The organism is Bosea sp. 124, assembly GCF_003046175.1.
Taxonomy (GTDB): Bacteria; Pseudomonadota; Alphaproteobacteria; order Rhizobiales; family Beijerinckiaceae; genus Allobosea.
This window is the reverse complement of sequence record NZ_PZZM01000001.1, coordinates 411,536-434,242: the sequence shown is the minus strand read 5'-3', so window position 1 is coordinate 434,242 and position 22,707 is coordinate 411,536. Positions and strand designations below refer to the sequence as shown.

The following is a 22,707-nucleotide window of genomic DNA, read 5'->3' as shown; positions in this document are numbered from 1 at the left end:
TTCATCGTTCCTGCCCGAAGACTGCTGAGGGAGCTGAAAATGACGTTACTGATCACATTGTCCGTCCTTGTGGCGGGCTTCATGGCCACCGGCACCGGCGAGGCCGGTGCCGTCGCTTACTGCCAATACGTCAACTATCCCGCGGGTTGCATCGTCAGGCCGGGTGTCGTGTTGCGGCCGCGGCCGGTCGCACGTGCCGCCGCGACGCCGGGTGTCGGTGCGCCAGGCGTGGGCGTGCGCCCGGGGACGCCGATGAACCGTGGTGGCCCGGTCAATCGGGCGGGCAGACGCTAGACAGCGGTTCCACGCAACGGCACATGGCGAGATGACGCTGCGGGGGCCGCCAGGCGGAGCTGCAGCGCTTCGACCCTCGTCCCGAGCGCGCGCCGGACGGTGACGTCGCGAGAGATGTCCCGGCTCGCCCAGCGGCGGGCAGAGGGCAAATGCGGCGTTCGTCATCGCTTCGCTTGCCACCGCGCGGCTTTTCTGTCATACGCCCGGCCTTCGATCGCCCGGCTGATAAGGGCTGCCGTGGCGGTCGTTCTTTGCTTCCAGCAAGCAAAACATGAAGCGGCGCAGTTTGCGCGCTCGCGACCTATGAGGAGCTGAAATGCCCAAGATCAAGACGAAATCGGCCGCCAAAAAGCGGTTCAAGATCACCGGAACCGGCAAGGTGATGTACGCCCAGGCCGGCAAGCGTCACGGGATGATCAAGCGGACCAATAAGCAGCTCCGCAATCACCGCGGCACCACCGCCCTGTTCGAGGGCGATGCGGCCAACGTGAAGAAGTATTTCCTCCCCAACGGCTGACGCCCCCTGAACTTCCGGAGATCATGACATGGCTCGCGTGAAACGGGGCGTAACGTCCCACGCCAAGCACAAGAAGACACTCAAGGCCGCCAAGGGCTTCTATGGCCGCCGCAAGAATACGATCCGCGCCGCCAAGGCGGCCGTCGATCGCTCGATGCAGTACGCCTATCGCGACCGCAAGAACAAGAAGCGCTCGTTCCGCGCGCTCTGGATCCAGCGTCTGAACGCTGCGGTTCGCGAGCACGGCCTTGTCTATTCGATGTTCATCAACGGCCTGCACAAGGCTGGCATCGAGCTCGACCGCAAGACCCTGTCGGCCATGGCCATCGACGATGCCGCCTCGTTTGCGGCGGTGGTCGAGTCGGTCAAGGCTGCGCTCGGCACGGAAGCCAAGGCTGCCTGAGCTGCGCTTGTCGCGACGAAATGAAAAAGGCCGGCAGCGATGCCGGCCTTTTTCGTTGCCTACTGGGCTCGGACAGCGCGGGGAGCCTACTCCTTACGGGAGATGGGTTACCCGCTCTCTCAGGTTTGGACGCTGTCTTCCGTTGCCGGCCGCCAGCTGTCGCCGGCGCCCTCGACGATACGGGCATAGGCCTCTTCGGCTGAATCCGCGTAGCAGAACAGAGACAGATCCTCGGCTCGGATCATCCCGGCATCGGTCATGGTCTTCAGGTTGAGCAGCGCCTTCCAGTAGGCACCGTCGTAGAGCACGATCGGGACGGGCCGCATCTTGCCGGTCTGCACCAGGGTCATGATCTCGAACAATTCGTCGAGCGTGCCGAAGCCGCCGGGAAAGACCACCAGCGCCGAAGCCCGCATCGCCAGATGCATCTTGCGCATCGCGAAATAATGGAAGCGGAAGGTCAGGTCCGGCGTCGACCAGGCGTTGGGCTCCTGCTCATGCGGCAGGGTGATGTTGAAGCCGATCGAGAGCGCGCCTGCCTCTGTCGCCCCGCGATTGGCCGCCTCCATGATGCCCGGCCCGCCACCCGTCGCGATGACATGGTCGCGGCCGAGATCGCCGGCGGCGAGGGCACCGCCGCGCTCTGAGGCCAATCTCCCGAAGGCGCGCGCCGCCTCGTACCAGGGCTGGCCCTCGCGCACCCGCGCCGAGCCGAAGACGACGATGGTCGAGAGGATACCGCGCGCCCGCAGATGATCCTCCGCCTTCTGGTATTCGAGCATGAAACGCGCGCCGCGCGTCGAATCGCCGAGGATGAAATCGGGGTCGAGCGCCGCGAGGCGATAGGAGGGCGAATTCTTCTGGGCAGTGCTGTCAGGCATGGTGCTATCCGGTTGGGGCGTGGCAGAGAGTCTACGCCAGATAGCGGCGCAGCACCGCCGCCATTCGCTCCGCCCCTGTCCTGTGTGGCAGGAGGGTCAGGAAGCGTCCGTCGCGATCCATCAGATAGGTCAGCGAGCCATGGTCGACGGCGTATTCGCCCGCGCCGTGATGCGGCTGCGTCAGCTTGCGGCGATGCACCTTGTAGGCCTTCGCCACCGCTGCGATCTCCGCCTCGCTGCCGGTCAGCCCGATCAGGGCCGGATGGAAGGCCGCGACATAGGCTGCGAGCACCGGCACGCTGTCATGGGCCGGGTCGACCGTGACGAACAGCGGCGCGACGCGCTCTGCCAGCGGGCCGAGCGCGTCGAGCGCCTGGGCGATGGTCGGGAGGTCGATCGGGCAGGTGTCCGCGCAGCGCGTGAAGCCGAAATAGACCAGCATGAAGCGGCCGCGATAGGCCTCGTCGCTGACGCGCTTCCCGGTATGGTCGGTCAGCGAAAACGGTCCGCCAAAGCGCTCGGCGAGAGGGTCCGAACCGGGTTGCGCGGAGGCGCCGTGGCTGTGGCCGCTCTGGCCCTGCGCCCATGCCCGCCGGCAGGTGAAGGCGGCCAGCCCCGTCACGACGGCGCGACGCGCGATGGCGTCCGGAACCCGGCGCGTCACGGCTTCGGCTTCGGCAGCAGGCCCTTGATGCCGAGCGGGCCGTCCTCGGCAATGATGCGATGAGCGTCCGGATCGGCCCGCCACCATTCCTCGGCCTTGCCGTTGCGGGCCTCCCATTCGGTCCTGAAGCGCTCGGCCGGCACGAATTCGGTCGTGTCGCCGTCGGCACGGATGCCCTGGACGAAGAACAGGGTGATGGCGGGGTTCTCGATCAGGAGGCCGTCCGCCTCGATCTGCTTGCCGCAGAACCCGATCAGATCGGGGATCGCGGCGGCGAAGTCGACATTGCCCTTGGCGATCAGCCGAAACGTGCCATTCGCCGTCAGCAGCCCGAGTTGGCGTTTGCCGGCGCCGCAATCGGGCACGCAGCGGCCGGTCAGGTGGCACAGCGCATCGACGACGCGGCCCTTCAGCACCAGCGGCTTTTCATGCGGGATGCCCCAGGGCTCCGCGGCCAGCGTCGGTGAAACCGCGCCGAGGGCGATGATGGCGCAGAGTTCGGCAAGGCGGATCGCGCGGGCCATCGCTCAGTTCCCGAACGGCTGGATGCCGTATTCCTCATGGGTCATGGTGATGACGCCCTTGTCGTCGGCGATGCGGTCGACCAGCAGGTATTTCACCCCGTCTCGTTCGAGCAGTTCGCCATCGACGGTGACTTCATGGGTCGCCATCCGGGCGATCCGAGGATTGGCGGCGCTGTCGGCGTCATCGCCGATCCTGAGGATCAGATAGAGGTCCCCCTTCGCGTCGCGGATGCTGACGGGAATGCCGCCGAGCGCACACCAGACCGCGCATTGGTGATGCGCCGTGCCCTTGGCGAACATCAGCCCGCTGATCGTGCACCAGGTATCGCTGATCTCGCCGGTGACGGTCACGCGCTGCCCGTCCTGAGCCAGGGTCGGCACGGCCGCGCATGCCACGACCAGGGCGGCGGCCAGCGGGGGCAGCCATCGCGGCGTCCGACGATGCGGCTTGCGGCATTGCGACATGGTTGTCATGCAACTGCGCCCTTCATGGCCAAAGGCCCCGCTTTTGCGGGCGCGGCGCTGCTTTGCCGGCGTGATTGCCTCTAGCATCGACGCTGGCGACACCCTAGAAGATGCCTCGCAAACGGACCAGAGCAGGCATGAACGAGATCGATCACTTGGGCGCGAGCCTCCTTGCCGATATTGCAAGCGCGCAGGACGAAGCCGCGCTGGAGCAGGTCAGGATCGCGGCGCTGGGCAAGGCCGGTTCGATCTCGGCCCTGCTCAAGACGCTGGGCGCGATGACGCAAGACGAGCGCAAGGAGAAGGGCCCGCTGATCAACGGCCTGCGCGACACCGTCCAGACCGCGCTGTCCGCCCGCAAGGAAGCGCTGGGGGAAGCTGCGCTTGAGGCCAAGCTCGCCGCCGAGACGATCGACGTCTCGCTGCCGGTGCGCGAGGGGCCCGAGGCACGCGGTCGCATCCACCCGATCAGCCAGGTCATCGATGAGATCACCGCGATCTTCGGCGATATGGGCTTCTCGATCGCGGAAGGCCCGGATGTCGAAACCGACGACCTTAACTTCACCAAGCTGAACTTCCCCGTCGGGCACCCGGCCCGGGAGATGCACGACACCTTCTTCTTCCACCCGGACGCCAATGGCGAGCGCAAGCTGCTGCGCACCCACACCTCGCCGGTTCAGGTCCGCACCATGCTCGCGCAGGAGCCGCCGATCCGCGTCATCTGCCCGGGCCGGACCTACCGGATGGATTCCGACCAGACCCACACGCCGATGTTCCATCAGGTCGAAGGGCTGGTGATCGACAAGAAGGCCCATATGGGCCACCTGAAATGGATCCTGGAGGAATTCTGCAAGGCGTTCTTCGAGATCGACACGGTCAAGATGCGCTTCCGCCCCTCCTTCTTCCCCTTCACCGAACCTTCGGTCGAGGTCGACATCCAGTGCTCGCGCAAGGGCGGTGAGATCCGCTTCGGCGAGGGCGAGGACTGGCTCGAAATCCTCGGCTGCGGCATGGTCCACCCGAATGTGCTGAAGAATTGCGGGCTCGATCCCGAGGTCTATCAGGGCTTCGCCTGGGGCATGGGCATCGACCGGATCGCCATGCTGAAATACGGCATGCCGGACCTGCGCCCCTTCTTCGAGGCGGATGTGCGCTGGCTGGCGCATTATGGCTTCCGCCCGCTCGACCTGCCGACCCTGACAGGCGGCCTGTCGTCATGATCGAGGCGCTGCCGCCGGAATGTTCACGGCAGAGGCTCGCACGGCGAGGGCTGGCACGATGACCCCGGCGGGATGGGCGGGGCTGTTCGCGGCGCTGCTCGTCGCGATGAATCTGCTCTGTCAGGCGATTGCTGCCGTGCGCCTGCGCCGCAAGGACCGGCCCACGGCCCTGCTCGCGGCGCTGCCGCCGGTGACGATCGTGCGCCCGCTGCGCGGCATCGAGGTCTTCAGCCGCGAGACCGCGCTCTCGGGGCTCGCACTCGACTATCCGGACTATGTCACGATCTTCTGCGTCGCCGACGCCGACGACCCGGTCGTGCCGCTGATCGAGGAATTGATCGGGCGCTTCGGCCCGGAGCGGGTCCGTCTGATCACCGGCGACGTCGCGGTCAGCGCCAATCCCAAGCTCAACAACTGCGTCAAGGGCTGGGAAGCGGCGACGACGGAATGGGTCATCCTCGCCGATTCCAACGTGCTGATGCCGAAGGACTATGTCCAGCGCATGCTGGCATCCTGGCGGGACGATACCGGCCTGGTCTGCTCGACGCCGGCGGGCTCGCGTCCGGGCTGCTTCGGCGCCGAGGTGGAATGCGCCTATCTCAACCCGTTCCAGGCCCGCTGGCAGTATGCTGCCGAGGCGCTGGGCATCGGCTTCGCGCAGGGCAAGTCGATGCTATGGAACAAGCCCTTCCTCGATGCCCGTGGCGGCATCGCCGCGCTCGGCGCCGAGATCGCCGAAGATGCGGCCGCGACCAAGCTGGTGCGCCGCGCCGGCAAGCATGTCCATCTCGTCGGCCGGCCTTTCGAGCAACCGCTCGGCGCGCGCCGCCTGCGCGATGTCCTGCAACGGCAGTTCCGCTGGGCGCGGCTGAGGCGCGTGACCTTTCTGCCCTTCTTCCTGCCGGAGATCGTCTCGGGTCCCTTGATGGCGGCGGGGCTGGCTGCGTTTGCCGCGCCGGGCTTCGGCCTGCCATTCTGGCTCGGCCCGCTGGCCGTGCTCGCCATCTGGTATGCCGGCGAGATCGCGTTGAGCGCAGCCGTCGGCTGGTTTCTCTCCTGGCGGACGCCGCTGGCGCTGCTTGTCCGCGACCTGACCTTTCCGGCGGTCTGGGCCTATGCCTTCGTCGCCGGCGATGTGAGCTGGCGCGGCAATTCCATGAAGATCAGGACGGATGGGGAGGATCAGCTCAACGCTGTCCCGGCCCCCATGTCCCACGCCAATTATGAGAAGTGACGGACGATCATGAAGTTCACCCTGTCCTGGTTGAAGGATCATCTCGACACGACCGATACCGTCGACGCCGTCAGCGAGGCACTGACCCGCGTCGGGCTCGAGGTCGAGGTTGTCGAGGACAAGGCCAAGGCTCTGTCCGCCTTCACCATCGCCTATGTCATCGAGGCGAAGCAGCACCCCAACGCCGACCGGCTGCGGGTCTGCATGGTCGATACGGGGCAGGGCGAGCCGGTCCAGGTCGTCTGCGGCGCGCCCAACGCCCGCACCGGCATGAAGAGCGTCTTCTCGCCGCCCGGCACCTATATCCCCGGCAAGGACATCACGCTGGGCAAGGGCGTCATCCGCGGCGTCGAATCCAACGGCATGCTCTGCTCGGCCGCCGAGCTGCAGCTCTCCGAGGATCATGACGGCATCATCGATCTGCCGGCGGATGCTCCGGTCGGCCAGTCCTACACCGCCTATGCCGGCCTCGGAGACCCGGTGATCGAGATCGCGGTGACGCCGAACCGCGCCGATGCGCTCGGTGTCGCAGGCATCGCGCGCGACCTCGCCGCCGTCGGCCTCGGTAAGCTCAAGACGCCGTCCGTCCAGCCGGTTCGCGGCAGCTTCCCCTGTCCGGTCGATGTGAAGCTCGATCTCGCGCCTGAAGACAAGGCGCTGTGTCCGGCCTTCGCGCTGCGGCTGGTGCGCGGCGTCAGGAACGGTCCGTCGCCGGACTGGCTCCAGGCCCGGCTGCGCGCGGTCGGCCTCAGGCCGATCAACACGCTGGTCGACATCACCAACTTCATGACGCTCGACCGCAACCGGCCGCTGCACGTCTTCGATGCCGCCAAGGTCAGGGGCGATCTCGTCGTCCGCCGCGCCCGGCAAGGCGAGACGATCCTCGCGCTCGACGGCAAGACCTACACCCTGACCGACGAGCAGGTCGTGATCGCCGACGAGGCCGGCGTCGAATCGCTCGCCGGCATCATGGGCGGCGAGGCGTCAGGCTGCGACGAGACCACGACCGACGTGCTGGTCGAGAGCGCATTGTGGGACCCGCTCAACATCGCCCGCTCCGGCCGTGCGCTCGGCATCACCTCGGACGCGCGCTATCGCTTCGAGCGTGGCGTCGATCCCGATTTCTGCCGACCGGGCCTCGATTTCGCGACGACGATGATCTTGGAACTCTGTGGCGGCGAGGCCTCCGAGATGGTCTTTGCCGGCGAATTGCCCGACAGCCCCAGCGCCATCGATTTCCCCTGGACGGAGGTCAAACGCCTGACCGGGCTCGATCTGCCGCAGGTCGAGATGAAGCTGGCGCTGACCCAGCTCGGCTTTCACGTCTCGGGCGCTGGCGAGCGCGTCAAGGTCGCGGCGCCGTCCTGGCGCGCCGATGTCGGCGGCAAGGCCGATCTCGTAGAGGAGATCCTGCGCATCACGGGGCTTGACCGGGTCGTCTCGACGCCGCTGCCGCGCATCAGGGGCGAGGTGGTCAAGCCGGTCCTGACCGTGCTGCAGAAGCGCACCCGCGCCTCCAAGCGCCTGCTCGCCAGCCGCGGCATGGTTGAGGCCGTGACCTGGTCCTTCATCTCGCAGGAGGCGGCGAAGCTCTTCGGCGGCGGCTCGCGCCAACTCGCGCTGGCCAATCCGATTGCCGCCGACCTGTCGGATATGCGGCCCTCGCTGCTGCCCGGGCTGATCCGCTCCTCCCAGGCCAATGCCGATCGCAGCTTTGCCGATGTCGCGTTGTTCGAGGTCGGGCAGGTCTTCCAGGGCGACGAGCCGGAAGGCCAGCTCATCGCCGCTGCCGGCCTGCGCCGGGGAACGGCCCGCCTCGACGGCGCCGGCCGCCACTGGGACAGTGCGGCCAAGGCCGTCGATGCCTTCGACGCCAAGGCGGATGTGATGGCGCTGCTGGCCGGGCTCGGCGTGCCCGTCGGCGGACTTCAGGTCGTGGCCGGCGGGCCGGACTGGGCCCATCCCGGCCGCTCGGCGACGCTGCGCTTCGGCCCCAAGGGCGTCATCGGCGCCTTCGGCGAGGTCCATCCCCGCGTGCTCAAGGCGCTCGACGTCAAGGGCCCGCTCGTCGCCTTCGAGATCCATCTCGATGCGCTGCCGCTGCCGAAATACAAGCCGACCAAGGTCAAGCCGAAGCTGGCGCTGTCTGGCTTCCAGCCGGTGACGCGCGACTTCGCCTTCATCGTCGACAAGGCGACGGCCGCCGGCGAGATGGTCAAATCGGCCCAGAACACCGACCGCGCCTTGATCTCGGACGTCTCGGTCTTCGACCTCTATGAAGGCGCGGGCGTCGAGGCCGGCAAGAAGTCGGTCGCGCTCGCGGTCACGCTCCAGCCGGTCGAGAAGACCCTGACGGAGGCCGAGATCGAGGCGGTCGGCACCAGGATCGTCGCCGAGATGGCCAAGCGCTATGGGGCGGCCCTGCGGGGGTAGCGCGCGGGGAACCCTTCTCCCTGATGGGAGAAGGGCAGGGATGAGGGCCTGCCCTCGCCGAGTGGCGCCGCAACAGCCCCGTGGCGCCTCCTGAAGCAGCGTCCTTCCCTCATCCGGCGCTCCGCGCCACCTTCTCCCGCCCGGGAGAAGGAAGGGGCCGCTGTGGTTCCGCTCCCCACCATTGATCAGGATTGTGTAATAATCGACGCGCGCAATCCGATGGGATTCAGGCTATCGCCCTGACGTCCCGCTCATGATCCGGTCGTGATGTCCGTCACCGAACTCCCCGTCGCAGATGCCCTCTTCCCTGGCTTCCGCCTGCTCGACGTCGCGACGTCGGGCGCGCGCATCCGTGTGCGGACGGGCGGGGAGGGGCCGCCGCTGCTGCTGCTGCACGGCTATCCGCAGACGCATGTACTCTGGCACAAGCTCGGGGAGCGCCTGAAGGACCGTTTCACGCTCGTCTGCGCCGATCTGCGCGGCTATGGCGACAGCGACAAGCCGCCGACCGATGCCGAGCATTTCCCCTATTCGAAGCGCGACATGGCGCTCGACATGGCGCAGGTGATGAGCGCGCTCGGCCATGAGCGCTTCGCCGTGGGGGCGCATGATCGCGGCGCCCGCGTCGCCCATCGCCTCGCGCTCGACCATGCCGACCGCGTCACCCGGCTCGCCACGCTCGACATCGCGCCAACGCGCGAGATGTATGCCGGCACCACCGATGCCTTCGCCCGGGCCTATTGGCACTGGTTCTTCCTGATTCTGCCGGCCCCGTTCCCGGAGCGGATGATCGGGGCTGATCCGGAGGCTTATTGGCGCAAGAAATGCGGTTCCGGCGCCGCCGGCCTGGCGCCTTTCGCGCCTGAGGCCATGGCCGAATACCTGCGCTGCTTTGCCGATCCGGCTGCGATCCATGGCAGTTGCGAGGATTATCGCGCCGCCGCCACCATCGACATCCGCCATGACGACGAGGATGGCGAGCGAAAGCTGACCCAGCCGCTTCTGGCGCTCTGGGGCGAGAACGGCATCATCGGCAAATGCTTCGACCCGCTGGAACTCTGGCGCCGGCGCGCGGAGAACGTCCAAGGCCGCTGCCTGCCCGGCGGGCATTATCTGGCCGAGGAGATCCCCGATCTCGTCGCAGCCGAATTCATCGCATTCTTCGGAGACCAGTCATGAGCCGGACCAACCGCGTCTATCGCATCGCCGCCATTGCCGGAGACGGCATCGGCAAGGAGGTCATGCCGGAGGGCCTGCGCATTCTCGAGGCGGCTTCGAAGAAATACGGCTTCGAGCTGCGCCTGGACGAGTTCGGTTTCTCCTCCTGCGACTACTACGCCAAGCATGGCAAGATGCTGCCCGACGACTGGAAGGACCAGATCGGCGGCCATGACGCGATCTTCTTCGGCGCCGTCGGCATGCCGGCCCAGGTGCCCGACCACATCTCGCTCTGGGGCTCGCTGCTGCTGTTCCGGCGCGAGTTCGACCAGTACGTCAATCTGCGTCCGGTCCGGTTGATGCCCGGCGTGCCGGGCCCGCTCGTCGGCCGCAAGCCCGGCGACATCGATTTCTTCGTCGTGCGCGAGAACACCGAGGGCGAGTATTCTTCGGTCGGCGGCCGGATGTATGCCGGCACCGAGCGCGAGATCGTCATGCAGGAGACGGTGATGAGCCGTGTCGGCGTCGACCGCGTGCTGAAATACGCATTTGAGCTGGCCATGCGCCGCCCGCGCAGGAAGCTGACCTCGGCCACCAAGTCGAACGGCATCGCCATCACGATGCCGTACTGGGACGAGCGTGTGAAGGAGATGGCGAAGGCTTATCCCGACGTCGCCGTCGACCAGTACCATATCGACATCCTGACCGCGCATTTCGTGTTGAATCCCGACCGTTTCGACGTGGTCGTCGCCTCGAACCTGTTCGGCGACATCCTCTCGGATCTGGGCCCTGCCTGCACCGGGACGATCGGCATCGCGCCGTCGGGCAACATCAACCCGACCGGCGACTATCCCTCGCTGTTCGAGCCCGTCCATGGCTCGGCCCCGGACATCGCCGGCCAGGGCATCGCCAACCCGATCGGCCAGATCTGGTCGGCGGCGATGATGCTCGACCATCTCGGCGAGACCGAAGCGGCCAAGGGCATCGAGGCCGCGATCGAGCGGGCGCTGGGCGATGCCCGCACCCGCACGCGCGATCTCGGCGGCTTGCTCGGGACCGAAGCCGCCGGCAAGGCGGTCGAGCAGGCACTGGGCTGACAGGCTGCCGTTTGCCTCGGCCGCGCCGTGACAAGGCGGCCGGATTGAGGCATTCGATCGTCCCTCTTCCACCGGAGCGGCTCTGTGGGCCCCTCCGGTGACCTTTGATTGTGTGAGCCGGTGAGGAACCTGTCCTGATGGATCTGTCGTCGTTGTCGCTTTTCGATCCTGCCCTCTGGGGCAAGCTGGCCGAGATCATCGCGCTCAATATCGTCCTGTCGGGCGACAACGCGGTCGTCATCGCACTCGCCTGCCGGGCGCTGTCGCCTGCTCAGCGCACCAAGGGCATCGCGCTCGGCGCCGGTGTCGCCGTCGTGCTGCGCGTCGTCTTCACGGTGCTGATCGCCTCGCTGCTCAACATGCCGTTCCTGCATATCGTCGGCGCGTTGCTGCTGGTCTGGATCGCAGTCAAGCTGATCGTCGAGGATGGCGAGAGCGACGAGGATTCGATCACCGCCAGCAGCAAGCTCTGGAAAGCCGTCCAGACGGTCGCCATCGCCGATATCGTCATGAGCCTCGACAACGTGCTGGCCATTGCCGCCGTCGCCAAGGACTCGATTCCCTTGCTGGTCGCGGGCCTCGTCATCTCGATCCCGCTGATCGTGCTCGGCGCCTCGCTGATCACGAGCCTCCTGACCCGCTTCCCGATCCTGGTCTGGGCCGGCGCGGCCCTGCTCGGCTGGGTCGCCGGCGAAATGTTCGACAGCGATCCCTGGCTGATCACCCGCTTCGGCGCCGAGACCCTGCACCGCTTCGAATACCCGGCAGCCCTGATCGGCGCGCTTCTGGTGCTCGGCCTCGGCTACCTCCTGAAAAACCGCCGGCCAGATCCGGCCCTCTGACAAAGGGACTGACCGACCTATGGACTTCTCATCCTCCCAATTCTGGGTCTCGCTGCTCCAGATCATCTGGATCGATCTGCTGCTGTCGGGCGACAACGCGGTGGTGATCGCGCTCGCCTGCCGGCAACTGCCCGAAAAGCAGCGCAAGATCGGCATCTGGCTCGGCGCCTCGGCCGCCATCGGCCTGCGTATCATCTTCGCGCTGGTGGTGAGCTATCTGCTGCTGGTGCCCTATCTGAAGGTCGTGGGCGGCGTGCTGCTGTTCTGGATCGCGGTGAAGCTCGCCATGGGCGAGGACGAGAGCCATGCCGAGATCGACGGCGGCACCTCGCTCTGGCAGGCGGTGCGCACCATCGCCATCGCCGATGCGGTGATGAGCCTCGACAACGTCATCGCGATCGCGGCTGCCTCGCGCGGACATCCCGAGCTCTTCATCTTCGGCCTGCTGCTGTCGATCCCGCTGATCATCATGGGTGCGCAGTTCCTGACCTCGATCATCGCGCGCTTCCCGATCCTGATCTGGCTCGGCGCGGGCCTGCTGGGCTGGATCGCGGCGGAAATGATCCTGGGCGACATCGCCGTGCTGCGCTGGCTCGAGGTCAATATGCCGACCTGGGTCAAGGCGGTGCCGACCGATGTCAGCGCCATCGGTATCGGCCTTGCCGCGATGCCGCACTATGTCAGCTCGATCATCGGCGCTGCACTGGTCTGCGCCGTCGCCTATGTCCTGAAGAAGAAGCCGGCCGACCTGCCGGGCTGATCTTCGGCTTCAGTCGAGCGTCACGATCGCGGCGGCCAGGATTCCCTGGCCGCCGTTTTCGATGGCGCGGCCGGTTCCTGCTGTCCTGGAACTCCGCAGGGGATCGTCGATCTCGAAACGGTCCGGTGCCAGCAGCGTGACCGAAAAGCTCTCCGGCGCGCGGACGAAGCCGGTGCCGAGCGCCTTCACATAGGCTTCCTTGGCGCTCCAGAGCCGCGCGAAGGCCAGTGGCCGCGTCGCCTCCGGCAAGGCGCGCAGCATCGCGCCTTCCGCTGGATGGAGTGCCGCAAAGGGCGGCGTCGCGGCTGGATCGATCCGTTCGATATCGATGCCGACGAAGCGTTGGGCCAGGGCCACCGCGACGACGCCGGCGCGTGTCGCCAGCGACAGATGCAGCCCACGGCCTGCGGGCCGCGCCAGCAGGGGCCGCCCCTTGCCGTCATGGTCGATGCAGACCTCGTCCGCCGGCAGCCCGAGTTGCCGGGCGATGACGCGGCGCGCCGTCTCGCGCCGAAGCAGCGAACGTTCCGCCAGATTGGCCGGCCGCGCGGTTGTGACGATGAGCCAGGCCGCCGGCAGGGCCGTGGCGGTCACCTCGGGGGAGTCCAGCCAGATCATGCCGGCAGGTTAGACAAGTCGCCCGTGCCCGCAACCCTGGCCGCCATGCCGCGCCGTCCGTCCTGTGTCAGGCTCATGCGACCTGCTCGCGGCGTGCTGTTGACCTCGGGCGGGCGACGTCCTTGGAAGGAGCAAGCTGAAAGCGGGCGCCGGAGACGCGGCGTCAGGGAGGAACGTTCCGATGGCAAATGCTGCGGCTCCGGTCTCGACGGCCGGCATGCTGCTGGGCCTGCGCAAGGTCTCGGTGCTGATCCCGGGCATCGTGGTCTTCGCCGTGGCGTTCGGGGCTGCCGCCGCGGCCAAGGGGTTGAGCCTGTTCGAAACGGTGCTGATGAGCGTGCTGGTCTATGCCGGCGTCGCCCAGCTCGTCGCGATGGAACTGTGGCGGCCGGAATGGAGCTGGGGCGCGATCGTGGCCCTCGCCGTGGTCACCGCGACGGTCAATGCCCGCATGGTGCTGCAGGGCGCCTCGCTGCAGCCCTGGTTCGCGCGCTATTCGAAGACGCTCAACGCCGTGCACCTGTTCTTCTTCACCGATGCGAACTGGCTCATCGGCACGCGCTACCAGTCCGAGGGAGGTCGCGATCTCGGCGTCCTGATCGGGGCGGGTCTCCTGCTCTGGCTCGTCTGGATCGTCGCGACGGCGGTCGGCCATCTGCTGGGCACGCTGGTCTCCGATCCGCGCCAATACGGCATCGACCTCGTGATGCCGATCTTCTTCGCAGCGATGATCGTGCCGCTCTGGCGCGGGAAGCGGGCCGCGGTGCCCTGGGTCGTCGCTGGCCTCGTCGCCCTCGTCACGGCCAAGCTCGTCGACGGCTATGCCTTCATCATCGTCGGCTCGCTCTCGGGCGCACTCGTGGGAGCGTTTCGCGATGACGCTGCCTGATCCCGGTTCCTGGGGCGCGATCCTCGCCATCCTGGCCATGGCGCTGGCGACCTATCTGTGCCGCATCTCCGGCGTGGTGCTGATGGGCTTCATCCCGCTGACGCCGCATGTCCGGCGCGGGCTTGCGGCGCTGCCGGGTTCGATCATCGCGGCGACAGTCCTGCCGCTGATCGAGCGGCTCGGTCTTGCCGCCGCGATTGCCCTGCTGGCCGCGATCGGCAGCATGGTGCTCCGCCGCAGCGAACTTCTGGCGCTGGTCGTCGGCATGAGCGCGATCGCTGCCCTGCGCGCGCTCGGCTTCTGATCCATCACGCCTTCCGATCGCTTCCATCACATCCCGTCATCGGGTTGTGCAGGCCTGCATGTTGACGCAGGTCCATGCTCGGCAGACGGTGGCGCCCATCAAGACACCGATAGCTCGGGAGCACGGAATGGCCTGGTATTCGCAGACTTGGACCTGGTTCGAGGGAGAGTGGCACGAGGGCAACCCGCCGATCATGGGGCCGCGCAGCCATGCGTCCTGGCAGGGTTCGACTGTCTTCGACGGCGCCCGCTGGTTCGACGGCGTCGCGCCGGATCTCGCGCTGCACGCCGCCCGCGTCAACCGCTCCGCCCAGGCGCTGGGCTTGAAGCCGACCGAGACACCCGATGCGATCATCGCCAGGGCGCGGGAGGGCATCAAGAAGTTCAGCGGCGATGTCGCGCTCTACATCAAGCCGATGTACTGGGCCGAGGCCGACGGCGTCTCGACCATCATTCCCGACGAGGATTCGACGCGGTTCTGCCTGTGTCTGTTCGAGGCGCCGATGGGCGCTCCCGGTGCCGGGCTTTCGGTGACGCAGGGCACCTTCCGCCGCCCCACGATCGAGACCGCTCCGACCGACGCCAAGGCCGGCTGCCTTTACCCGAACAACGCCCGCACGCTCCGCGCCGCCAAGGCCGCCGGCTTCGACAATGCGCTGGTGCTCGACATGCTCGGCAATGTCGCGGAGACCGCGACCTCCAACATCTTCCTCGCCAAGGACGGCGTGGTGAAGACGCCGGTTCCCAATGGCACCTTCCTGAACGGCATCACCCGCCAGCGCGTCATCGGCCTGCTGCGGCAGGATGGCGTCACGGTCGAGGAAACCAGCCTGCGCTACAGTGATTTCGAGCAGGCCGACGAGATCTTCTCCTCGGGCAATTACTCGAAGGTGGTGCCTGTCGGCCGCATCGACGATCGCCAGCTCCAGCCGGGCCCGTTCTACCGCAAGGCGCGCGAGCTCTACATGGACTTCGCCAGCAGCGCGAAGGTCTGAGGGCCATGGCGCGCCTCGTCACCAGGTTGACGCGGCAGCTCGGCATCGAGCACCCGGTCCTGTCGGCGCCGATGGCGCTGGCGGCCGGGGGAGCGCTCGCCGCCGCGGTGACGCGGGCCGGCGGGCTCGGCCTGATCGGCGGCGGCTATGGTGACGCGGCCTGGCTCGAGAACGAGTTCGGCCAGGCCGGCAACACCCGCGTCGGTTGCGGCTTCATCATCTGGTCGCTGGCGAAGCAGCCGCACCTGCTGACGGCCGCGCTGGCGCACAGCCCGGCCGCTCTGATGCTCTCCTTCGGCGACCCCGCGCCCTTCGCCACGGAACTTGCGGCGGCGGGAGTGCCGCTGATCTGCCAGTGCCAGTCGCTCGACCATGTCCGGCAGGCGCTGGATGCCGGCGCGGCGATCATCGTCGCCCAGGGCAGCGAGGCGGGCGGACATGGCCACCGCCGCGCGACCCTGCCTTTCGTGCCGGAGGTCGCCGACCTGCTCGCCCGCCAGAGCCCCGATACGCTGCTGCTGGCGGCCGGCGGAATCGCCGATGGCCGCGGGCTCGCCGCATCGCTGATGCTGGGCGCCGACGGTGTGCTCGTGGGAACCCGCTTCTGGGCGAGCCGCGAGGCACTGGTCCATCCCGGCCACCATGCGGCGGCCCTGGCCGCCACCGGCGACAAGACCGTTCGTACCTCGCTGCCCGACATCGCCCGCCGGCTCGACTGGCCGAAGCCCTTCGACATCCGCGTCGCCGACAACGCCTTCACCGCGCGCTGGACCGGCCATGACGACGCCTTCAGGGCCGCAATCGAACAGGAGGCGCCGGCCTATCGCGCCGCCTTCGCGGCCGGCGATGCGCAGAAGGCGGCCGTGATCTTCGGCGAGGCGGCGGGGCTCGTCGCCGATATCCCGCCGGCCGGCGAGATTGTGACGCGCATGGTCGACGAGGCCGCGACGCTGTTGGCCGAGAAGGCGAGGGGCTTCCTCGCCTGAGTGCTCAGCGCAGCAGCCTGAGCGTTCGAGAGGCCTTGAGCCCGCCTGCGACCACGACGCTGTAAAGGCTCGCCGCGAGGACGCCGACGACCGCCAGCGCGACGAGCCTCGGCTGGTAGGGGAAGTCCGCCAGCGCGGCCAGCAGGATCGGCGCAGCGAGGCGTGCTGCGAGCCCGGCGAGGATCGCGCCGCAGAGCGTCACAGCCACGAGAGTCGCCAGACGCGGGTCCGGGCGCGCCCAGCCGCGCCGTATGCCCAGCACGAACAAGGTCCCGACATTGATCCAGGCACCCGCCGCCGTCGCCAGGGCGAGGCCCGGGGCGCCGAAATCGCGCCAGAGCAGCAGCTTCAGCGCGACATTCGCCCCGATGGCGGCAAGCGAGACCAGCATCGGTGTCGTCGTGTCGCCGCGGGCCTGGAAGGTCGAGAGCTGCGTCCGGATCAGCACGATCGCCGGCAATCCGGCGGCATAGGCCAAAAGCACGGCGCCGGCCGCCTGGCTCGCCGCCGCATCGAAGCGCCCGCGCTCGAACAGCGCCGAGACGATCAGCTCCGGGATCGCGAGGAAGGCGGCGGCGAACGGCGCGGCGGCGACGATCGTCAGCGCCACGGCCCGGTTCTGCGCCCGGTCCGACGCTGAGGTGTCGCCGGCCGCGAGCAGGCGGCTCATCGTCGGCAGCAGCACGGTGCCGACGCCGATCGCGATCACCCCGATGGGAAGCTGGTAAAGCCGCTCGGCATAGTAGAGCGCGGCATAGGCGCCCGCCGGCAAGAGCGAGGCGATGATCGTGTCGGCGAAGAGCGCGATCTGCACGCCGGCCGAACCGATCACCGCCGGGCCGAAGGCCTTGAAGAAGCTCCTGACATCGGCATCGAGCCGCGGCCGGGTCAGGGCGGTTGCGACGCCAGCCTGCCGCGCCGCGAAGGCGAGCAAAAGCCATTCGAGCACGCCGGCTGCCGCCATGCCCCAGGCTGCGGCATAGGCCGCGTTCGGGAACAGGAAGGCGACGGTGAGCGCCGCGATCAGGCAGAGATTCATCAGGATCGGCGCGGCCGCCGCTGCGGCATAGCGGTCGACCGCGTTGAGATTGGCCGAGAGCAGCGTCACCAGCGTGATGAAGAGCAGATAGGGAAAGGTGATCCGCGTCAGCGCCACCGCGAGATCGAAGCGCTGCGGATCATTTGCGAAGCCCGGGGCGAGCAGCCGCACGACCTCGGGCATCAGCGGCAGCGCCACCGCGACCAGCACGAGCTGCACGATCAGGTTCAGGCTGAAGACACGGTTCGAGAACAGCGCTGCCGCCGCCTCGCCGCCCTGCTGCCGGATGCGCGCATAGGCGGGGATATAGGCTTGGTTCACGGCGCCTTCGCCGAAGATCGCCCGGAAATGATTCGGCAGCCGCAACGCGACCGAAAATGCGTCCATCATCGCGCCAGCACCCAGCACGGCCGCGAGGACGATGTCGCGCGCAAAGCCCGAAAGCCGCGACAGAAGGGTGAAGCCGCTGACGGAGAGGATCTTCTTGAACATCGCGGCCCCGGAGCTGTCGTGGAACTGCAGCCCTCATCCTGTGAAGCCGCATAGCCGCGCCGCGAAGGTCGGTCCAGTGCGGCGGACGCCGTCTACCGGATCAGCGGCGGCAGCGCGTCGCCCCTTGGATGGTCGACCGTGCGCGCATCGAAGCCGACGCGCTCGCCGATCAGGTAGAGCGGCCGGCGCTTCACCTCGGCGAAGATGCGCCCGACATACTCGCCGATCATGCCCAGCGAGACGAGCTGGATGCCGGAGAAGAACATGATCGAGACGATCAGAGACGGGAAGCCGGGCAGGTCGGTGCCGAAGACGAGCGTCCGGATCATGAAATAGAGGGCCGTTATGGTCGAGATCAGTGCGATCATGGCGCCCGCCCAGGTCGCGATCTTGAGCGGCACGGTCGAGAACGAGGAGAGCCCGTCGAAGGCGAAGCTGAACAGCTTGCGGTAACGGAACTTCGAGACGCCATGCTCGCGCTCGGCGACGTCGAAGGTCACGCCGGTCGAGGGGAAGCCGACCCAGGCATAAAGCCCCTTCGAGAATCGCGCGCGCTCCGGCAGGGCGCGCAGCGCATCGACGACCTTGCGGTCGAGCAGGCGGAAATCGCCAGCGCCTTCCGGCAGTTCGGTTTCGCCGAAGCTGGCGAAGAGCCGGTAGAACAGCTTGGCGAAATTGCGCTTCAGCCGGCTCTCGCCGTCGCGGTCGGAGCGTTGCCCGTAGATGTTGAGGAAGCCCTCGCGCCACTTCTCCAAAAAGACGAGGATCGTTTTTGGCGGATGCTGCAGATCGGCGTCCATGATCACGACCGCGTCGCCCGAGGCATGGTCGAGCCCGGCTGCGATGGCGATCTCCTTGCCGAAATTGCGGCTGAACGAGACGGCGCTGATCCGCCGGTCCTGGGCGCTGAGCAGCTTCAGCACGGCAAGCGTGCCGTCGCGGCTGCCGTCATCGACGCAGACCAGCTCCCAGGACGCGACCGCGCCGTCGAGAACCTGCTTCAGGCGCTCGACCAGAACGGGCAGGTTGTCGGCCTCGTTGTGGACGGGCACGACGATCGAGAGCTCGGGCCGGCTGGAGGGAGCCCGCGGCGCGGGCGAGGCGGATGGGGGCGATATCTCGGACACCTGATTGACCTCTTGGCGGCGTCCCGCGCGACATCCGGCCCAGGGGCCGGGCCGTTCTGGATGACGCGGCCCGCACAGAACCGTAAAGCTTGCACGCTCACAAGCCCGATCGGCGCTCTTAGCGCATGGCGGCTGAACGCGGGACAACAGAGCTGATGGCGAGCGGATTTGTTTTGTGTGCCGACGACTTCGCCCTCACAGACGGCGTCAGCCGCTCGATCCTGGCGCTGCTGGAGGCCGGCAAGCTCTCGGCGGCCGGCGCCATGACCAACCGGCCGCATTGGCAGGGCTTCGCGCCGGCCTTCGGCGCGCTCGGCGACAGGGCCGATCTCGGCCTGCACCTCAACCTGACCTGCGCGGCCCCGCTGGGGGCGATGGCGCGGCTCGCGCCCGGCGGCGAATTTCCGGCGCTGCGCGATCTGGCCCGGGCGGGCGCGACATCGCCGACAGCGCGCCGCGAGATCGCCGACGAGATCGCCCGCCAGCTCGACGCCTTCGAGGACCGGCTCGGCCGCCCGCCCGACTTCATCGACGGCCACCAGCATGTCCATGTGCTGCCGGGCGTGCGCCGCAGCGTGCTGGACGCGGTGATGAAACGCTATGCGGCCGGCAGCGTCTATGTGCGGGACCCCGCCGATTCGGCCGCGGCGATTCGCGCTCGCGGTATCGCGATCGGCAAGGCGCTGACCATTGCCGCGCTGGCGCTCGGCTTTCGGCGGGCGGCGCTGCGGCGCGGCATTCCCGTCAATCGCGGCTTCTCCGGTGTTGCGCCGTTCGATCCGGCGCGCGACTTCACTGCCGATCTGCAACGTTTCCTGCTGCGGCCGGGGCCGGCCCATCTCGTGATGTGCCATCCCGGCTTCATCGACGATGAACTCGGCCGGCTCGACCCCGTCGTCGCCACGCGACCGATCGAGCACGCCGCACTGGCGGCTTTCGCACCGTCAGGCGCGACGATGATGCGCTTCTCTCAGCTCCGCTGAGAGGCGGCCCGCGCAATCGATTATTTACCTAACTGTGACAGGTTCCCTGCCGAAGCGCGTGTCTGGCGGCGGTCGCCGATTCGAGCCGGTTTTCGGGATGTTCAGTGCAATGACCTGGTTCAAGCGAGCGGCCAAGGCAGAGACCGCTGCGCAGGCGCTCGCCCCGGCACGCAAGCCGGGCCGTTCCCTCAGCAGCCAGATCGCCGCGGCGGCGGTCGCCATCGTCGCGCTCGCCATCATGGTCGTGGTCATCGCGGCGGCGCGCTACAACGACGCCAAGACGCGCGACGATCTCGAGCAGAAGATGACGGCTCTGGTGCTGATGGTCGTCAACGCCTCGCCCTCGCTCATCCTTGCGCGTGACACCAACACGCTCGGCTACATTCTCGCCTCGCTCCGGCGCGATCCCGATTTCGAGGCCGGCTTCGTCGCCGACGATCTGTCGGTGCTGGCGAGCGCGGGGCGAACCGAGGAGGCGAGGCTCGCGCTGACGCCACGCTCGGTGACGGCTCAGCTCGGCCGCGAACCATGGGACGTTCTGAAGGATGTGGTCTCGACCGAGATCGAGGACGACACCTTCGTGACCAAGCTGCATGTCGTCCGCGTCGGCGGCCATCAAAAGCAGATCGGCTATATCGCCCTGCGCTTCGACAAGTCCCGCCTGCTATCGCGCGTCGGCTTCGAGCAGGTCGCGACCATCGGCTTCGGCATCCTGATCCTGCTGATCCTCGGGCCGCTGCTCTGGTTCTCGCTGTCGCGGACGATGAGGCCGCTCAAGAGCATGACGCAGGCCATCGTCAGCATCTCGGACGGCAAGCTCGACACGCCGATCGACGCGCTGGCGCGCCGCGACGAGATCGGCGCCATCGCCCATGCGCTCGGCATCCTCAAGCTGCGCCTGGCCGAGCGCGCGACGCTGCAGGAGAAGCAGCACGTCACCGAGGCCGAGCGCCGCCATCACCAGCAAGGCGTGGACGAGGCCATCGCGCTCTTCCGCGGCGAGGTCGGCGTCGCGCTCGAGGCCTTCAAGAGCAATGCCGACCGCATGAGCGAGGCCTCCGATGGGCTCGCCCGGGTCGCTGCCGAATCCTCGGGCCGCGCGGCGCGTGCCGCCCAGAACGCCCATGGCGCCTCCGGCAATGTCGAAAGCGCCGCCCAGGCCGCCGAGGAGATGGGCGCCGCCATCCGCGAGGTCGAGTTCCAGGTCCGCCGCGTCCGCACCGAGATCGTCGAGGCAGCCTCTATCTCGCGCGACACGGCGAGTTCGGTGCGTGCGCTCGACGAGACGGCGCGCGCCATCGGCGAGGTCGTCAACCTGATCCGCGACATCGCCGCCCAGACCAACCTGCTCGCGCTCAATGCGACGATCGAGGCGGCCCGTGCCGGCGAGGCCGGGCGCGGCTTTGCCGTCGTCGCCTCCGAGGTCAAGAGCCTGGCCTCGCAGACCGCCGATGCGACCGACCGGATCGTCACGCAGGTCGGCGCCATCCAGAGCGCGACGGGCCAGGTCGTCGGCTCGATCCAGAACATCGCCGAGCGCATGAGCGCGATCGAGAACTTCGCCAATTCCGTCGCGGTCTCGATCGAGCAGCAGGCGATCGCCACCGGCGAGATCGCCAGCGGCGTCGCGATGGCGAGTTCCTCGGCCCTCTCGGTGTCGAGCGATCTCAGCGTGCTCGCCGACAGCGTCGAGGAGACCGGGCGCTCGGCAGAGGACGTGCGCGGGGCGGCCGGCGAGGTTGCCGCCCAGGCGCTGCGGCTGCGCGCGACGGTCGACCAGTTCCTGCACAGCGTCGCGGCCTGAAGGCCCGCCTCTAAACTCTATTCCGGCGGCCGTCTGGCGCAGCGATCTGCGCTTCCGGTGCTCACGGACAGAAGTCCGCTCCGCTCCGCTTCTCGATCGCTGCGCCAGCCGACCCACCGGAGCGAGTTTCGAGGCAGGCCTTCACCGTGTCGGTACTGGCAAAACGAAAAACGGGGCCGCAAGGCCCCGTTCTCATTCGATCGACCGGTCAGTCTCAGGCCTTGGCGGCGTCATACATCTCGGCGACGTATTCCCAGTTCACCATGCTCTCGAGGAAAGCCTTGAGGTAGTCCGGCCGGCGGTTGCGGTAGTCGATGTAGTAGGAGTGCTCCCAGACGTCACAGCCGAGGATCGGGCTCGCGCCGTTGACGAGCGGGCTCTCGCCGTTCGGGGTCTTGGAGACGGCGAGCTTGCCGCCCTTGACCTCGAGCCAGGCCCAGCCCGAGCCGAACTGGCCGATGCCGGCGGCGACGAAATCGTCCTTGAACTTCTCGACCGAGCCGAAGGACTCGACGATCGCCTTCTCCAGCGCGCCGGGGATCTTGCCGCCGCCGTTGGGCTTCATCCACTTCCAGAAATGCAGGTGGTTGTAGTGCTGGCCGGCATTGTTGAACACGGCCGGGTTCTTGCCGTGCGAGGCCTTGACGATCTCCTCGAGCGACTTGCCCTCGAATTCCGTGCCCTTGATCGCGTTGTTGCCGTTGGTGACATAGGCGAGATGATGCTTGTCGTGATGATACTCGAGCGTTTCCTTCGACATGAAGGGCTGCAGCGCATCATGGGCGTAGGGCAGGTCGGGAAGGGTGAAGGACATGGGGGCCTCTCCTTGGGCTGTCAAATCGCTTGAACTGAGAATGGCTTGCCGCCGGGCGGCCTGGGTCGGGTTGTCCCCGCTGGGAGTGCCCGCCATTCCCTTTGTTAGTTAAGCCTCCGGGGCCTCCCCGGCAACCGCCGCCCTGCCGATGGCCCCATGTCATTG

At 67.7% G+C, this 22,707-nt stretch carries 24 protein-coding genes; 16 read left to right on the top strand and 8 right to left on the bottom strand.

What is annotated here, in order from left to right; all coding sequences use genetic code 11:
• Positions 1-39 precede the first annotated feature (39 nt).
• From C8D03_RS02070 to rplT, 3 genes are all read left to right on the top strand, one after another.
• Positions 40-294: a hypothetical protein gene (locus tag C8D03_RS02070; protein ID WP_108044780.1), complete on the top strand. Its 255-nt coding sequence runs from the start codon at positions 40-42 to the stop codon at positions 292-294.
• A gap of 316 nt (positions 295-610) precedes the next feature.
• Positions 611-811, top strand: coding sequence for a 50S ribosomal protein L35 (gene rpmI, locus C8D03_RS02065; protein WP_108044779.1), 201 nt, complete (start codon positions 611-613; stop codon positions 809-811).
• Between the two features lie 28 nt (positions 812-839).
• Complete coding sequence (rplT, locus tag C8D03_RS02060; protein WP_108044778.1) at positions 840-1,214, top strand: 50S ribosomal protein L20; 375 nt, start codon at positions 840-842, stop codon at positions 1,212-1,214.
• A 119-nt stretch (positions 1,215-1,333) separates the two neighbouring features.
• On the opposite strand, the gene C8D03_RS02055 is transcribed toward rplT, so the two are convergent.
• From C8D03_RS02055 to C8D03_RS02045, 4 genes are read right to left on the bottom strand one after another with little or no spacing between them, the layout of a single operon-like run.
• Positions 1,334-2,095 carry an LOG family protein gene (locus C8D03_RS02055; RefSeq protein ID WP_108044777.1) on the bottom strand — a complete coding sequence of 254 codons (762 nt, stop codon included), beginning with the start codon at positions 2,093-2,095 and terminating at the stop codon, positions 1,334-1,336.
• A gap of 31 nt (positions 2,096-2,126) precedes the next feature.
• Entirely contained in the window at positions 2,127-2,759 is a 633-nt protein-coding gene (locus C8D03_RS02050) for an SCO family protein (RefSeq protein ID WP_181300600.1), read from the bottom strand.
• Entirely contained in the window at positions 2,756-3,283 is a 528-nt protein-coding gene (locus C8D03_RS26335; protein ID WP_181300598.1) for a hypothetical protein, read from the bottom strand. Before C8D03_RS26335 ends, C8D03_RS02050 begins: the two co-directional genes overlap by 4 nt.
• Before the next feature lie 3 nt (positions 3,284-3,286).
• A complete protein-coding gene (locus C8D03_RS02045) occupies positions 3,287-3,757 on the bottom strand; it encodes a hypothetical protein (RefSeq protein WP_146170040.1) in 471 nt (156 codons plus the stop codon).
• Positions 3,758-3,885: 128 nt separating this feature from the next.
• Between C8D03_RS02045 and pheS the strand changes: the two genes are divergently transcribed.
• The 7 genes from pheS (at position 3,886) to C8D03_RS02010 (ending at position 12,492) form a co-directional block, all read left to right on the top strand.
• Positions 3,886-4,968, top strand: coding sequence for a phenylalanine--tRNA ligase subunit alpha (pheS, locus tag C8D03_RS02040; protein ID WP_108044774.1), 1,083 nt, complete (start codon positions 3,886-3,888; stop codon positions 4,966-4,968).
• 58 nt (positions 4,969-5,026) lie between these two features.
• Entirely contained in the window at positions 5,027-6,202 is a 1,176-nt protein-coding gene (locus C8D03_RS02035) for a ceramide glucosyltransferase (RefSeq protein ID WP_108051090.1), read from the top strand.
• Positions 6,203-6,211: 9 nt separating this feature from the next.
• The gene (pheT, locus tag C8D03_RS02030) at positions 6,212-8,635 is read left to right on the top strand and encodes a phenylalanine--tRNA ligase subunit beta (RefSeq protein WP_108044773.1); all 2,424 of its coding nucleotides are present in this window, start codon (positions 6,212-6,214) and stop codon (positions 8,633-8,635) included.
• 267 nt (positions 8,636-8,902) lie between these two features.
• On the top strand, positions 8,903-9,814 hold the full coding sequence (locus tag C8D03_RS02025) for an alpha/beta fold hydrolase (RefSeq protein WP_108044772.1): 912 nt from the start codon (positions 8,903-8,905) through the stop codon (positions 9,812-9,814).
• A complete protein-coding gene (locus C8D03_RS02020; protein ID WP_108044771.1) occupies positions 9,811-10,890 on the top strand; it encodes a tartrate dehydrogenase in 1,080 nt (359 codons plus the stop codon). The genes C8D03_RS02025 and C8D03_RS02020 overlap by 4 nt, the downstream gene beginning before the upstream one ends.
• 137 nt (positions 10,891-11,027) lie before the next feature.
• The gene (locus C8D03_RS02015; RefSeq protein ID WP_108044770.1) at positions 11,028-11,732 is read left to right on the top strand and encodes a TerC family protein; all 705 of its coding nucleotides are present in this window, start codon (positions 11,028-11,030) and stop codon (positions 11,730-11,732) included.
• A 19-nt stretch (positions 11,733-11,751) separates the two neighbouring features.
• Entirely contained in the window at positions 11,752-12,492 is a 741-nt protein-coding gene (locus C8D03_RS02010) for a TerC family protein (RefSeq protein WP_108044769.1), read from the top strand.
• Between the two features lie 9 nt (positions 12,493-12,501).
• Here the strand turns inward: C8D03_RS02010 and C8D03_RS02005 are convergent, their stop codons facing one another.
• A complete protein-coding gene (locus C8D03_RS02005; protein ID WP_181300595.1) occupies positions 12,502-13,086 on the bottom strand; it encodes a 4'-phosphopantetheinyl transferase family protein in 585 nt (194 codons plus the stop codon).
• A 205-nt stretch (positions 13,087-13,291) separates the two neighbouring features.
• Between C8D03_RS02005 and C8D03_RS02000 the strand changes: the two genes are divergently transcribed.
• The 4 genes from C8D03_RS02000 (at position 13,292) to C8D03_RS01985 (ending at position 16,283) form a co-directional block, all read left to right on the top strand.
• Positions 13,292-13,999 carry an AzlC family ABC transporter permease gene (locus C8D03_RS02000; RefSeq protein ID WP_108044767.1) on the top strand — a complete coding sequence of 236 codons (708 nt, stop codon included), beginning with the start codon at positions 13,292-13,294 and terminating at the stop codon, positions 13,997-13,999.
• Entirely contained in the window at positions 13,986-14,303 is a 318-nt protein-coding gene (locus tag C8D03_RS01995; protein WP_108044766.1) for an AzlD family protein, read from the top strand. Before C8D03_RS02000 ends, C8D03_RS01995 begins: the two co-directional genes overlap by 14 nt.
• Before the next feature lie 127 nt (positions 14,304-14,430).
• A complete protein-coding gene (locus C8D03_RS01990; RefSeq protein WP_108044765.1) occupies positions 14,431-15,297 on the top strand; it encodes a branched-chain amino acid aminotransferase in 867 nt (288 codons plus the stop codon).
• 5 nt (positions 15,298-15,302) lie between these two features.
• Entirely contained in the window at positions 15,303-16,283 is a 981-nt protein-coding gene (locus tag C8D03_RS01985) for an NAD(P)H-dependent flavin oxidoreductase (RefSeq protein ID WP_108044764.1), read from the top strand.
• 4 nt (positions 16,284-16,287) lie between these two features.
• On the opposite strand, the gene murJ is transcribed toward C8D03_RS01985, so the two are convergent.
• Positions 16,288-17,814 (bottom strand): murein biosynthesis integral membrane protein MurJ, encoded by a 1,527-nt coding sequence (gene murJ / locus C8D03_RS01980; RefSeq protein WP_108044763.1) that lies wholly within the window; start codon positions 17,812-17,814, stop codon positions 16,288-16,290.
• A gap of 92 nt (positions 17,815-17,906) precedes the next feature.
• Positions 17,907-18,941 carry a glycosyltransferase family 2 protein gene (locus C8D03_RS01975; protein ID WP_248308315.1) on the bottom strand — a complete coding sequence of 345 codons (1,035 nt, stop codon included), beginning with the start codon at positions 18,939-18,941 and terminating at the stop codon, positions 17,907-17,909.
• Positions 18,942-19,096: 155 nt separating this feature from the next.
• Here C8D03_RS01975 and C8D03_RS01970 point away from each other — a divergent pair, with 155 nt between their 5' ends.
• On the top strand, positions 19,097-19,924 hold the full coding sequence (locus C8D03_RS01970; protein WP_181300593.1) for a ChbG/HpnK family deacetylase: 828 nt from the start codon (positions 19,097-19,099) through the stop codon (positions 19,922-19,924).
• A gap of 109 nt (positions 19,925-20,033) precedes the next feature.
• Complete coding sequence (locus C8D03_RS01965) at positions 20,034-21,728, top strand: methyl-accepting chemotaxis protein (protein ID WP_181300591.1); 1,695 nt, start codon at positions 20,034-20,036, stop codon at positions 21,726-21,728.
• 214 nt (positions 21,729-21,942) lie between these two features.
• Here C8D03_RS01965 and C8D03_RS01960 read toward each other — a convergent pair whose 3' ends face one another.
• Positions 21,943-22,542, bottom strand: a complete 600-nt coding sequence (locus C8D03_RS01960; RefSeq protein WP_108044760.1) for a superoxide dismutase — start codon at positions 22,540-22,542, stop codon at positions 21,943-21,945.
• Positions 22,543-22,707 lie beyond the last annotated feature (165 nt).

Coding starts and splice junctions, on each gene's coding strand:
- C8D03_RS02070 (WP_108044780.1), top strand. CDS start 40: ATGACGTTACTGATCACATTGTCCGTCCTTGTGGCGGGCTTCATGGCC.
- rpmI (WP_108044779.1), top strand. CDS start 611: ATGCCCAAGATCAAGACGAAATCGGCCGCCAAAAAGCGGTTCAAGATC.
- rplT (WP_108044778.1), top strand. CDS start 840: ATGGCTCGCGTGAAACGGGGCGTAACGTCCCACGCCAAGCACAAGAAG.
- C8D03_RS02055 (WP_108044777.1), bottom strand. CDS start 2,095: ATGCCTGACAGCACTGCCCAGAAGAATTCGCCCTCCTATCGCCTCGCG.
- C8D03_RS26335 (WP_181300598.1), bottom strand. CDS start 3,283: ATGGCCCGCGCGATCCGCCTTGCCGAACTCTGCGCCATCATCGCCCTC.
- C8D03_RS02045 (WP_146170040.1), bottom strand. CDS start 3,757: ATGACAACCATGTCGCAATGCCGCAAGCCGCATCGTCGGACGCCGCGA.
- pheS (WP_108044774.1), top strand. CDS start 3,886: ATGAACGAGATCGATCACTTGGGCGCGAGCCTCCTTGCCGATATTGCA.
- C8D03_RS02035 (WP_108051090.1), top strand. CDS start 5,027: ATGACCCCGGCGGGATGGGCGGGGCTGTTCGCGGCGCTGCTCGTCGCG.
- pheT (WP_108044773.1), top strand. CDS start 6,212: ATGAAGTTCACCCTGTCCTGGTTGAAGGATCATCTCGACACGACCGAT.
- C8D03_RS02025 (WP_108044772.1), top strand. CDS start 8,903: ATGTCCGTCACCGAACTCCCCGTCGCAGATGCCCTCTTCCCTGGCTTC.
- C8D03_RS02020 (WP_108044771.1), top strand. CDS start 9,811: ATGAGCCGGACCAACCGCGTCTATCGCATCGCCGCCATTGCCGGAGAC.
- C8D03_RS02015 (WP_108044770.1), top strand. CDS start 11,028: ATGGATCTGTCGTCGTTGTCGCTTTTCGATCCTGCCCTCTGGGGCAAG.
- C8D03_RS02010 (WP_108044769.1), top strand. CDS start 11,752: ATGGACTTCTCATCCTCCCAATTCTGGGTCTCGCTGCTCCAGATCATC.
- C8D03_RS02000 (WP_108044767.1), top strand. CDS start 13,292: ATGGCAAATGCTGCGGCTCCGGTCTCGACGGCCGGCATGCTGCTGGGC.
- C8D03_RS01995 (WP_108044766.1), top strand. CDS start 13,986: ATGACGCTGCCTGATCCCGGTTCCTGGGGCGCGATCCTCGCCATCCTG.
- C8D03_RS01990 (WP_108044765.1), top strand. CDS start 14,431: ATGGCCTGGTATTCGCAGACTTGGACCTGGTTCGAGGGAGAGTGGCAC.
- C8D03_RS01985 (WP_108044764.1), top strand. CDS start 15,303: ATGGCGCGCCTCGTCACCAGGTTGACGCGGCAGCTCGGCATCGAGCAC.
- murJ (WP_108044763.1), bottom strand. CDS start 17,814: ATGTTCAAGAAGATCCTCTCCGTCAGCGGCTTCACCCTTCTGTCGCGG.
- C8D03_RS01970 (WP_181300593.1), top strand. CDS start 19,097: ATGGCGAGCGGATTTGTTTTGTGTGCCGACGACTTCGCCCTCACAGAC.
- C8D03_RS01965 (WP_181300591.1), top strand. CDS start 20,034: ATGACCTGGTTCAAGCGAGCGGCCAAGGCAGAGACCGCTGCGCAGGCG.
- C8D03_RS01960 (WP_108044760.1), bottom strand. CDS start 22,542: ATGTCCTTCACCCTTCCCGACCTGCCCTACGCCCATGATGCGCTGCAG.